The sequence below is a fragment of the Hallella multisaccharivorax DSM 17128 genome (assembly GCF_000218235.1).
Lineage (GTDB): Bacteria > Bacteroidota > Bacteroidia > Bacteroidales > Bacteroidaceae > Prevotella > Prevotella multisaccharivorax.
The window spans coordinates 858,747-870,417 of sequence record NZ_GL945017.1; the positions used below are offsets into that span (position 1 = coordinate 858,747).

8 protein-coding genes and 1 pseudogene are annotated in these 11,671 nt (G+C 51.7%); 7 read left to right on the forward strand and 2 right to left on the reverse strand.

Annotated elements, in window-relative coordinates; genetic code table 11:
- The first annotated feature begins 543 nt into the window (after nt 1-543).
- Together ltrA and hcp are read left to right on the forward strand one after the other, a co-directional pair.
- Nucleotides 544-1,991 (forward strand): annotated as a pseudogene (gene ltrA / locus PREMU_RS15830) (group II intron reverse transcriptase/maturase).
- A gap of 109 nt (nt 1,992-2,100) precedes the next feature.
- Nucleotides 2,101-3,744, forward strand: a complete 1,644-nt coding sequence (gene hcp / locus PREMU_RS04010) for a hydroxylamine reductase (RefSeq protein ID WP_040557986.1) — start codon at nt 2,101-2,103, stop codon at nt 3,742-3,744.
- Nucleotides 3,745-3,836: 92 nt separating this feature from the next.
- Here hcp and PREMU_RS04015 read toward each other — a convergent pair whose 3' ends face one another.
- On the reverse strand, nt 3,837-5,801 hold the full coding sequence (locus PREMU_RS04015) for a TonB-dependent receptor plug domain-containing protein (RefSeq protein ID WP_007573324.1): 1,965 nt from the start codon (nt 5,799-5,801) through the stop codon (nt 3,837-3,839).
- Between the two features lie 18 nt (nt 5,802-5,819).
- Nucleotides 5,820-6,620, reverse strand: a complete 801-nt coding sequence (locus PREMU_RS04020) for an HmuY family protein (RefSeq protein WP_007573325.1) — start codon at nt 6,618-6,620, stop codon at nt 5,820-5,822.
- 115 nt (nt 6,621-6,735) lie between these two features.
- Here PREMU_RS04020 and PREMU_RS04025 point away from each other — a divergent pair, with 115 nt between their 5' ends.
- The 5 genes from PREMU_RS04025 (at nt 6,736) to PREMU_RS04045 (ending at nt 11,601) form a co-directional block, all read left to right on the forward strand.
- On the forward strand, nt 6,736-7,914 hold the full coding sequence (locus PREMU_RS04025) for an alkaline phosphatase family protein (RefSeq protein WP_223918552.1): 1,179 nt from the start codon (nt 6,736-6,738) through the stop codon (nt 7,912-7,914).
- Between the two features lie 162 nt (nt 7,915-8,076).
- Entirely contained in the window at nt 8,077-8,763 is a 687-nt protein-coding gene (gene radC / locus PREMU_RS04030) for a RadC family protein (RefSeq protein ID WP_007573329.1), read from the forward strand.
- Between the two features lie 72 nt (nt 8,764-8,835).
- Complete coding sequence (locus PREMU_RS04035) at nt 8,836-9,156, forward strand: metal-sulfur cluster assembly factor (RefSeq protein ID WP_007573331.1); 321 nt, start codon at nt 8,836-8,838, stop codon at nt 9,154-9,156.
- Nucleotides 9,157-9,200: 44 nt separating this feature from the next.
- Complete coding sequence (locus tag PREMU_RS04040; protein ID WP_007573333.1) at nt 9,201-9,980, forward strand: UDP-2,3-diacylglucosamine diphosphatase; 780 nt, start codon at nt 9,201-9,203, stop codon at nt 9,978-9,980.
- Nucleotides 9,981-10,038: 58 nt separating this feature from the next.
- Nucleotides 10,039-11,601 carry an SLC13 family permease gene (locus PREMU_RS04045; protein ID WP_007573335.1) on the forward strand — a complete coding sequence of 521 codons (1,563 nt, stop codon included), beginning with the start codon at nt 10,039-10,041 and terminating at the stop codon, nt 11,599-11,601.
- Nucleotides 11,602-11,671: the final 70 nt, after the last annotated feature.

Consider the following 11,671-nt stretch of genomic DNA (forward strand, 5'->3'; position numbering starts at 1 on the left):
AAGTGATGGTGGGGGCAATCATGAGATCTTTCCGCTCTCTAAGTGAGTATTCTTTTCAATGGTTATTTAATTCTAATTAACGGGGAGAGGTAACAATCGTTACCACTGTCCGCTTTTTTAGTATGCTCGGCATGAGTATTGTCTAACGGGTGCAAGTCCCGAGTAAGCCTTAATAGCGGGAATTACATAGCCAAAGGCAAGGGCGTCCATCGTGAGGTGGAATCTGAAAGAAGCCGGCGGCAAACATCTGACCTAACGAACAGAAACTTCATACAAGGCATATGACCGTGGGTAAGGTTGCTAAACAAATCAAAGCCCTATAGCTATTCGGAACGGTTGGTGTAAATGAAGTGGGTATAAGATGGAAAGACAATGCCCTTATCCGAGGAGGTCTCACGGACACTTCAAATAGTTTTTTTTACGAAAGAAGTGGAGTAAAGCTTGCCGTGAGAAGTCAGCAGACGCCATAGTAGTGCAATACTCGATAACGTTGCATGAAGGGCTGAACCTAACAATCAAGCGATAGTAATTGAAACATACCTCATGAAGGAAAGAATGCAGAAAACATTATCCCAAGTTAATGGCTGCCCCCAAAGAGATAGGTCGGAAACCGAATGGTATGGGGGAGTGCAGACCTACATGTGGATGTGTGAAGACAACATCGTGGAAGTACCATTCGACAAGGAACACCTTTTCGAGCAAATCCTTAGCCCTTCAAATCTCAACCGAGCCTACAAGGCAGTTATGAGAAACAAAGGCTGTGGTGGTATCGACAAGATGTCGTGTGAGCAGTTGCTCCCATGGCTATTGACCAATAAGGACTTGCTCATCCGTTCCTTGATGGACGGCTCTTACCGTCCAAACCCAGTGAAAAGGGTAGAAATACCCAAAGACAATGGCAAGATGCGCCTGTTGGGAATACCTACAGTAGTAGACCGTTTGGTGCAACAAGCCATAAACCAAGTATTGACCCCCATCTATGAGAACCAATTTTCCAAGACGAGCTACGGCTTCCGTCCGAGAAGAGGATGCCATGACGCAATACGAGGAGCGCAAAGTATAATTAATGAAGGCTACATATATGTAGTAGACCTTGACCTTGAACGCTTCTTCGATACCGTGAGCCATAGCAGACTCATAGAAATTCTCAGCCGTACGATAAAAAGACGGCAGAGTGGTCAGTCTTATACACAAATATCTCCGAAGTGGTGTAATGAACAAAGGCTTGTTTGAAGCGAGCGAAGAGGGAACTCCCCCAAGGAGGACCGCTAAGTCCGTTGTTGAGTAACATCATACTCAACGAATTGGACAAAGAACTTGAACGCAGAGGGCTTCCCTTTGTACGCTATGCCGATGACTCGATGATATTCTGTAAGTCCAAAAGGGCTGCAATGCGAGTGAAGGAGTCTATAACCCGATTTATAGAAAATGTTCTATATCTCAGAGTCAACAAGGAAAAGACCGTAGTGTCGTATGTACGTGGAGTGAAATATCTGGGCTACTCCTTTTATGTGATGAAAGGCAAATGCCAACTCACTGTGCACCCAAAATCCAAAGCCAAGATGAAGTCAAGGTTGAAAGAACTGACAAGTCGCAGCAATGGATGGGGATATGCCAAGAGAAAGCAAAAGCTGAAAGAATACATAAGAGGGTGGGTTGGCTATTATCACCTTGCCAATATGAAGCGTCTCTTGCTTGAAACAGACGAATGGTTAAGACGTAGAATACGCATGTGTATATGGAAAGCTTGGAAGAAAGTCAAGACAAAAGTGGCAAACCTCATTAGATGTGGTATTAATAAATACCAAGCATACGAATGGGGTAATACTCGTAAGGGTTATTGGCATATAGCTAATAGTCCTATTTTAGCAACTGCAATAAGTAACAACAATCTACGTGCAGCAGGGTATGCTACTTTAATGGGGACGTATCTCGAATGGCACCCCAAAATAGGAACCGCCGTATGCGGGACCGCATGTACGGTGGTGTGAGAGGTCGGAAAACGAAAGTAGGAAGAAAACTACTTCGTTTTCCTCCTACTCGATTTACCGTACCTTTGCATCCACAACAACGAATAAAAACTATCATCAAGAAAAAAGAATGGAAAATATGTTTTGCTTTCAATGCCAGGAAACGGCAAAGGGAACGGGTTGTACTGTACGTGGTGTATGTGGTAAACTGCCGGAGACCAGCCGCTGGATGGACTTGCTGTTGAGCGTGGTCCGTGGTGTGGGCACCATCTATCACTCGCTTTTGGAGAGTGGTGCAGAAGACGATGTGACTGTCGACGACTTTATCATCGACGCGCTCTTTGCTACTATTACCAATGCCAACTTCGACGATGCTGCCTTGCTTGCCAAGGTTGACACGGGCATCGCCATCAAGAAGCGTCTGCTGAATGTGGCTGCAGAGCGTGGTCTCAGTCTCCCTGACTGCCAGGAAGTCAGGTGGGGCGGCGAGAAGGCCGACTATGAGGCAGAAGGTAACAGGGAGACTGTGCTGCGCGAAAAAGACGAGGACATCCGCTCGCTTAAGGAGACCATCGTCCTCGGACTGAAAGGCATGGCTGCCTATTATGAGCATGCGGCCCGTCTGGGTCAGCGTGATGCAGGCATTATCCGCTTCATGACAGAGGCATTAGCAGGCATCACATCGCCCCATGCCACACAGGGTGAGCTGCTGCAACTGTTGCTCACCACGGGAAAGTATGGCGTGGACGTGATGGCTCTGCTCGACAAGGCCAATACTTCGGCGTATGGCAATCCTGAGCTCACCAAGGTGAACATCGGTGTGGGCAAGCGCCCCGGCATCCTCATCAGCGGGCACGACCTGCACGACATTGCTGATCTGTTAGAGCAGACCGAGGGTACCGGCATCGATGTCTATACTCATGGAGAGATGCTGCCGGCGCACTACTACCCGGCGCTGAAGAAATACAAGCACCTCGTGGGTAATTATGGCAATGCCTGGTGGAAGCAGAAAGAAGAATTTGCCCATTTCAACGGACCAATCGTGTTCACTACCAACTGCATCGTGCCGCCTTCACCGACAGCCAACTACGCCGGTCGTGTGTTTACGTCCAACTCTACTGGTTATCCGGGTTGGAAGTATATCGCCACGAAGGCCGACGGCCATAAGGACTTTTCCGAGGTGATTGAGATGGCCCGTCATTGTGCCGCGCCTGAGGAGATAGAGCATGGAGAGATTGTGGGAGGGTTCGCTCACAACCAGGTATTTGCCCTTGCCGATAAGGTGGTAGAGGCGGTGAAGAGTGGCGCTATCCGTAAGTTCGTGGTCATGAGTGGTTGCGACGGGCGCATGAAGAGCCGCAATTATTATACAGAATTTGCCCAGACACTGCCCAAGGACGTCGTCATCCTGACCTCGGGATGTGCCAAATACAAATATAACAAGCTGCCGCTCGGCGACATTAACGGCATTCCTCGTGTGCTTGATGCCGGACAATGCAACGACAGTTATTCTTGGGCGGTAGTGGCCTTGAAGCTGAAAGAGATCTTCGGTGCGGCCGACATCAACGACCTGCCCATTTCCTTCAACATCGCATGGTATGAGCAGAAAGCGGTCATCGTGTTGCTTGCCCTGTTGAGCCTTGGCGTAAAGAACATCCATATCGGTCCCACGCTGCCTGCCTTCATTTCTCCTGACGTGCTGAAAGTATTGCAGGAAGGCTTCGGCCTCGGTACGATCTCTACCGTTGATGAGGACATGAAGATCATGGGTTGACAATGAAAACAGCCATCGTTTGGAATGACAGCAGCAGTTTAACTGTATTCAAACGATGGCTGTTTTCTTTTTTGAATCCCTTCAACGTCCGCTTACAGCAACTTGTCGATGTCCACTGAGAGGCCGACCATGAAGTTGGTACCATCGGTGAGCGGAGCGTTGAGATAATAATACTTTGGTTTGTAGTTGAGCAGGTTATCGACAGTGAGGTTGAGTTTTATGGCTTTTCCGACACGGTTGCTCACCAGAAGTTTCCACAGGGTGTAGGCGGGATAGCTCACTGTGGCCGTGCCCTGGGAGATGTCGTAGTAGTTGACATACTCCACGTTGTCTACGCCAGACACGGCCTTTCCGTCAATCATGACATTGATACCGTACCATTTGCTGAAGTTATGCTCCCAGTCAGCATGGAGATTGACGGCGTGCTTGCGTGCGGGAATATACTCATTGTTGGCGGTTTTGCCGTCTTTGTCGTTGGGTATGCGTTCGTCGGTGTAGGCGTAAGCGATGCTTGCGGAGAGTCCGTTACGCCAGTGTCCTTTCACGGAGGCCTCGAATCCGTTGACCGAATGGGATGCGAGGTTGACGTAAGGCAGCGTAGGCGTGCGGTCAGACGGTGAGGCATAGTAGGGCACGCCCGACGCGATTTTGTCCTTCACGTGGTTGTGATAGCCGTTGAGCAGGAACTCGAGGTAGTGCCAACGGTATTCGAGCGAGAGGTTGAAATTGTCGCTATACTCAGGCTTGAGGTTGGGATTGCCTTGGATGAGCCAAATACCGGCGGCATCGTACTGATAGTATTTCTCTTTGAGTGAGGGTGCACGGAAGCCCATGCCGTAGCCGAAACGCACGTTGAGGCCTTTGAGCGGCGTGTGTCGGACACTGAGTTTAGGGGTGAGGCGCTGCAGTGAAGTGCCGTCGGAGAAATAGTCGTAGCGCAGGGCTGCCACAATTTCCCAGATCTTATTGAGCTCGCCGTCGTATTGCGCGAAGGCGTCGAAGCTGTCCTGATGGTGCGCTCCCTCACCGAGACGGTTGTCTTTCAGGTAGTCGTACATGTAGTCGGAGCCCACGGTGAGAATGTTTCCCTTGGCGAAAGTGTGGTTGTAGAGCAGTCGGAAAGCGTTTTGCACGTTGGAGTAATAGCGTATGTCGAGCTTGCTTGAACTCTGAAAGTTCGATTTGTCGTACTGGTCAAAGGAGTAGCTGCCGTAGAGATAGTCGTTCTTGGCTGCCTGCCATTCTCCTCGGAGCCCGCCGCTGTAGTCGCGGTATCGCTCCGGAGTGTCGGCCGACCGCTTTGTTTGCCGATAGAAATAGCTGGCCCGTCCGCTGAGCTTGAAGTCCTTCACGGGCCGGAAAGCAAGCTGTTCCTTAAAGTTGTAGGTGTTGTCACCGTAGATGGTGGCGAAGACACGGGTCATGGGATTGGCCGCGCTCTGCACGTCATAGTTGTCGCTGCTGGTCCGGCTGAAGTCGAAAATGTTGGCCCATTTGTGGTTACCCTGCTGCCAAGTGAGTCCGTATCGCTGGCTATTGTGCTTGCCTAATCGTGTGTTGACGTTGAGGCGGAAGGGCTTGTCGTTGGTTTTGGTGATGATGTTGATAACGCCCCCGCTGGCATTGCTGCCGTAGAGTGCGGAGACGGGGCCTTTCACGATTTCGATGTGGTCTACATTGCTTAAGGTGAGACGGTCGAAATCGACATTGTCCATGGTCTCTCCGGCCAGCCGTTCACCATCGACGAGGATGAGCATGCTCTGTCCACCGAAGCCGGAAAAGTTCATATGGCGTTGCTGATTCATGGAGTAGGAGAACTCCACGCCGGGGATATTCTGCTTGAGAACGTCCTGTAGGGTGGTGGCATCAGCCTTCTCTATCTCGGCATGACTGATGACGCGGGTGAGCACCGGCGTGTTGAGCAGCGTCTTTGGCGTACGTGTACCGGTGACAACCACTTGGTTGAGATCGTCGGCGGTAATCAGTGTATCGGTCTGAGCAGCAAGGGCAAGCGGTGTCATTGCCATGAGGAAGGATGCATATATTGTCTTGTTCATAGTGGCCTAACGGTGAGGTTAGTAGGGGTATTTGTAGTTGATGGTGAGAAATCCCTTCCCGCCGTCGGGGCTGAGATAGTTCTGCAGCTGCACGGCGACATAGCGTCCGCTCTTGAGGCGGATGAGATAGACGTGCGAGTCGAGCGTGAAGGTGGGGGGTATGGCTTTAATCTCCACTTCCAGCCATGACGAGAGCACCTTGTTTATTTTGATGCCCTGACAGCCGAGCAGCTTGTTGAGCTCCTCTGACTGATCAGCCCACACGTTGTTCTCTGACCACTCGTCGGGCGTGAACGCCATGCCGGAGAAGTCGGCAGAGGAGGCTGGCAGGTCATCGAGACTGGTGTAGCTGGTCCTGAGCACGGCACCACCGTTGGTGCGCGCGTCGGCATAATGGATGGCAATGTCCCATTGGCCGGGTTCGGACTGTGGGGCTGTCGGCGTGAAGGCTCTGTACTCGTTGACCGACAAGCCTTGTCCGAACACATCATACCAGTAGGTGTAAAGCCCCGTAGTGCCTTTGGCCGGATGCGTGGTGGTCTTCTCTCCGGTGGGATCCATAGGGATGGGGTAGGGAGTGAAGTGGGTTTGCGCATATTTCAGCTTAGTCATGTCGCCCTGTTCACGCAGCATCTCCAGGGAGTCGAAAGAGATATAGTACCAGTTCTGCCAACTTGTGGCGTCCATGTAGAGCTGCGACTCTTTGTCCAGCGGACTGTCCGTGCCTCTGGCTTCATCATAAACCGATGAGAACAGGCCTGTGCACGATGTCGTTAGCAGGATGAGATATGCGGCGAGAGCATGGGGAAATATTTTCATGATAAGGCGTGAATTTGTGTGTTTTGCGTTACAAAGTTACGGCTATTTTATTTAATTTTGTACATAAATAATAGTAATCGCCTTTTTTATGTCGAAAAGAATACATTCATGCCTGATGTCATTGGTTTGTTATCTCATGATTTCCATGCCTTCCCAATGTCGTCGCACCACTGTCCTCATCTCCTTCGACGGCTTCCGATGGGATTATCCTCAATACTACGCCACGCCTTTTCTTGACCGCATGGCGGCTGATGGCGTGAGCTGTACGCTCATTCCTTCCTTCCCCTCGAAGACCTTCCCCAATCACTATACGCTTGCTACGGGGCTGCGTCCGGAGCGTCATGGCATCATCGCCAACAGCTTTCGCGACAGGGCGACAGGCGAGCGGTTCTCGTTGGGCAACTCCAAGACGAAGTTCGCCCCGCGCTTCTATCATGGCGAGCCGTTATGGCTCACGGCCCAGCGACAGGGCCTGCATACGGCTGTTTTCTATTGGCCTGGATCGGATGTTGCTGTGAATGGGAAATATCCCGACGTGTGGCACCGCTACGACGAGAAGCCGCACATGACTTTCGCCCAGCGTGCAGACAGCATCTTTGCCTATCTGAGGAAGAAAGACGCGCCCGACTTGATCATGGCTTATTTTGAGGAGCCTGATGCCAGTGGCCACGACTTTGGACCGCAGTCGCACCAGGTGCAGCATGCCGTGGAAGCGATGGACTCGCTGCTCGAATCCTTGTGGAAGCGCATTGTCAAGGCGGGGATGAAGGACGACGTCAACCTCGTGGTGGTCTCCGACCACGGCATGACCTGGTTCACTCCTTCACGCTGTATCCACCCGTCCGACTATCTTCATAAAAACTGGTATGTGTCTTTGGAGGGCAACTTGCCCTGCAATGTCTACGCGCCGGAGCGATGGCAGCAGGACAGTATCGTGAGCGCTTTGGCCAAGGTGCCGCACTTGCACGCATGGCGTAAGGCAGACATACCACAGTATCTTCACTATCAGGCTGATGCCAATATCGGTGACGTGCTGGTGCTGCCTGATGAGGGCTGGCTCTTCGATGACGGCCATCCCCACGACGGCGGCACGCATGGCTTCGATCCGATGTACAGCGATATGCAGGCCGTGTTCAGGGCCTGGGGACCAGGCCTCTGCCGAAAAGTGAACCTTGGACAGCTCGACAATACGGCCGTTTATCCGTTCGTCTGCCGCCTGTTGGGCATCAAGCCGGCAGCAAACGACGGCGAGGAGGCGTTCTCTTTCATCAAGGGTATTGCCTTTCAACCGTAATCGCATTGCCTTTACAGTGTAATCGCATTGCCTTTACAGTGTAATCGCATTGCCTTTACGGTGTAATCGCATTGCCTTTACAGTGTAATCGCATTGCCTTTACAGTGTAATCGCATTGCCTTTACGGTGTAATCGCGTTGCCCCTATTTAATCATTCAATCTATGCAGAACCTGACCATTACTGACTGGGCAGCGGAAGACCGCCCGCGTGAGCGCCTGGAGCGTCTGGGCCCTGAGGCGCTCTCGAATGCTGAACTGCTGGCCATCCTTATCGGATCGGGCACTCCGGAGATGAGTGCCGTGGAGCTGATGAAGGTGGTGCTGGCTTCATGCCACAACAATCTCAACAGTCTTGGAAAACTGACCGTCAAGGATTTGGAGCGCTTCAAGGGCATCGGTCCGGCTAAGGCTGTCACCATTCTGGCAGCCTGCGAGTTAGGACGTCGCCGGGCAAGGGAGAAGGCGGAGGAGCGTGAGGACTTCAGGTCGGCGGCAGCAGTGTACAACTATATGCATCCCCGACTGCAAGACCTTGACGTGGAGGAGTTTCACATCCTGCTGATGAACCAGCATTTCAAGCTCATCAAGGAGGTGCGCATCAGCCACGGCGGCATCACGGAGACAGCTGTCGATATACGTGTCATCATGAGAGAGACTCTCCTGAACAACGCCACTGTCATGGCGGCCTGCCACAATCACCCCAGTGGCAACACGAGCCCTTCAAGACAGGACGACAAGCTCACCGAGCGCATCCGAAAAGCCTGTGAGATCATGCGCGTCTATTTTCTTGACCATGTCATCATCACCGACGGAGCCTATTACAGTTACCGTGAACAAGGAAGACTATAAGCGTTTTTTTTGCGTAAAAAAACTTGTGGTTTTCAGTTTTTCTTCGTAAGTTTGCACCAAAGACCAATATCAATGACACAAGAAGAGAAAACAACGATCGAGGAGCGTATCGTAGACGTACTCAAGACGGTCTACGACCCCGAGATACCCGTAAACATCTACGATTTGGGCATGATCTATAAGATTGACCTTCAGGAAGATGGCACAGTGAACATTGACATGACGTTCACGGCGCCTTCATGTCCTGCCGCTGACTTCATCCTTGAGGATGTGCGCTCTAAGGTAGAGAGTGTGGAAGGTGTGAGGGTTGCCAATGTCAACCTTGTCTTTGAACCCGTCTGGGACCAAAGTATGATGTCGGAAGAGGCACGGGTGGAGCTTGGATTTGAGTAGCCGGATAAGTTGCTGCAATGCGGTAACATTAAACGAAAGAGGTTATGCGAAAGAACGTCTATTTCATTTCTGACGCGCATCTCGGGTCGCTGGCAATACCCCATCGCCGGATGCAGGAGCGAAGACTGGTGCGCTTTCTTGACTCTATCAAGGAGAAAGCAGCAGCTGTCTATCTGCTCGGAGATATGTTCGACTTTTGGTATGAATATAAATATGTGGTGCCTAAAGGCTTCACGCGTTTTCTCGGCAAGCTGTCGGAGCTGACTGATATGGGCGTGGAGGTACACTTTTTCACAGGCAACCATGATATCTGGGCTTACGGCTATTTGGAGGAAGAGTGCGGCGTGACCATGCACTATCAGCCGCTCACCACCGAGATTTACGGCCAGGTGTTCTATCTGGCTCACGGCGACGGCCTGGGTGATAACAGCGGGTCGTTCAAGTTGCTGCGCAGGATGTTCCACAACCGTACGTGCCAGACGCTCTTCTCTGCCATTCATCCGCGCTGGGGCATGCAGCTCGGACTTGACTGGGCCAAGCACAGCCGGCTGAAGCGGGCCGACGGAAAGGAGCCGCCTTATATGGGTGAGAATAAGGAATTTCTGGTGTTGTGGACCAAGGAGTATGAGCAGCACCATCCCAATATCGATTATTACATCTACGGTCATCGCCATATTGAGCTCGATCTGAACCTGCCACGCGTGGAAGGACATACGCCCAGAATGCTTATCCTCGGCGACTGGATTACGCAATTCTCCTATGCAGTCTTCGACGGTGAGCATCTCTTCCTGGAGGAATATGTTGAGGGCGAGTCGAGACTTTGAACTCATCAATGATTCTGCCTGCTGATTCTACCTGACAATAACCTTTTAAGATGTTTATATGAAAGCCAAAGACCCTTTGCCCCATGTTGCTGCCATTGAGGAGCAGCAGCGTAATTCGACCTTTGATCGTCGTCGTCGGCTCATCGGTGCTATCTGTGGACCTATCTGCGCTCTGTTGGTGTGGCTCACGCCCATCAGCTCGCTGTCACCTGAAGCACACAGGCTGCTTGCCATCATGACACTGGTCTGCCTGTGGTGGATCACGGAGCCGGTGCCCATTCCCGTCACATCGTTGGTAGGGCCCTCGCTTTGTGTCATCTTTGGCGTGGTGAAGATGAAGGAGGCCTTTGCCGCTTTTGCCAATCCTACCATCTTTTTGTTTATGGGAGGATTCATTATTGCCAAGGCCATGATGGTCAATGGCATTGACAAGCGCATCTCTTATGGTATTGTGTCCATGAGGTGGGTGGGCGACAGTCTGCGGCGCATTTTCTTTGCCATCGGACTGGCTTGCATGCTCTGTTCAGGCTGGATCAGCAATACCGCTACAGCCGCCATGATGTTCCCCATCGCACTTGGACTGTTGGAGGCCATTCGTGAAATGATGGCGGAAAAGGGTAAGACCATTAATCTCAAGACTTACAAATATGCCACCGGACTGATGCTTATGACAGCCTATGCTTGCTCCATTGGCGGTGTTCTGACTCCTATCGGCACGCCACCAAACATCATCATGTTAGGGTTTCTTGATGAAATGAGCCATATCAACGTAGGCTTCTTCCAGTGGATGATATGGGGCTTCGTGGCCATGATCATCTATTTCGTCATTGCCTACCTTATTCTCAGCAAGATGTTTCCCGCTGACGTGAAGCGCATTGAGGGCGCCCACGAGTTTGTGGAGCGTAGGCGGCAGGCTCTCGGCAAGTGGACATTGGCGCAGAAAAACACCATGGTTGGTTTTATCTTGGCGGTGGTGCTTTGGGTGACTCCCGGCATCCTGAGCATGGTCTTGGGCAGCAGCAGTCCGGTACTGAAGACTTACAACCATCACTTCCCCGAAGCCATTGCGGCCATGTTGGGTGCACTGGTGCTATTCTTCCTCCCTGGTGGCAAGAATGAGGAAGGCAAGTCGCGTCCGGTCATCTCGTGGAAACAGGCTGTGGAGGGTATTGAATGGGGTACATTGCTGCTCTTTGGCGGTGGTCTGGCTATGGGTGGCATGATGTACAGTTGTGGCTTATCGCAATGGATAGGCGACAACATCGTTTCGTGGATGGGCGGTCAACCCTCACAGTTGACGCTCATCGCCGTCTTCTGTGTGGTGTCGCTGCTTATGTCTGAGCTGACATCCCACACTGCCGCCACCAACATGGTAGGCCCGTTGGCCATCGGTGCCGCTGTGGCAGCAGGCTTCAGTCCGGTGCCGGTGGCTGTGGGCGTGGCTCTGTCAGCATCACTTGGATTCATGTTGCCGGTGTCAACTCCACCCAATGCCATCGTCTACGCTTCTGGCTACGTGCCGATTACGAAGATGATCAAGTCCGGTGTTATCATCGACTTCATTGGTATCGCCTTTGTCACCATCCCCATTGCGCTCTATTTGGTCAGTCTTGTCTTGTGAAGTCAATGAGATATTGCTCGCTCACCGAGATATTTAGTGAATGAATACAATCGAGTAGGAGGAAAACGAA

Coding starts and splice junctions, on each gene's coding strand:
- hcp (WP_040557986.1), top strand. CDS start 2,101: ATGGAAAATATGTTTTGCTTTCAATGCCAGGAAACGGCAAAGGGAACG.
- PREMU_RS04015 (WP_007573324.1), bottom strand. CDS start 5,801: ATGAACAAGACAATATATGCATCCTTCCTCATGGCAATGACACCGCTT.
- PREMU_RS04020 (WP_007573325.1), bottom strand. CDS start 6,620: ATGAAAATATTTCCCCATGCTCTCGCCGCATATCTCATCCTGCTAACG.
- PREMU_RS04025 (WP_223918552.1), top strand. CDS start 6,736: ATGTCATTGGTTTGTTATCTCATGATTTCCATGCCTTCCCAATGTCGT.
- radC (WP_007573329.1), top strand. CDS start 8,077: ATGCAGAACCTGACCATTACTGACTGGGCAGCGGAAGACCGCCCGCGT.
- PREMU_RS04035 (WP_007573331.1), top strand. CDS start 8,836: ATGACACAAGAAGAGAAAACAACGATCGAGGAGCGTATCGTAGACGTA.
- PREMU_RS04040 (WP_007573333.1), top strand. CDS start 9,201: ATGCGAAAGAACGTCTATTTCATTTCTGACGCGCATCTCGGGTCGCTG.
- PREMU_RS04045 (WP_007573335.1), top strand. CDS start 10,039: ATGAAAGCCAAAGACCCTTTGCCCCATGTTGCTGCCATTGAGGAGCAG.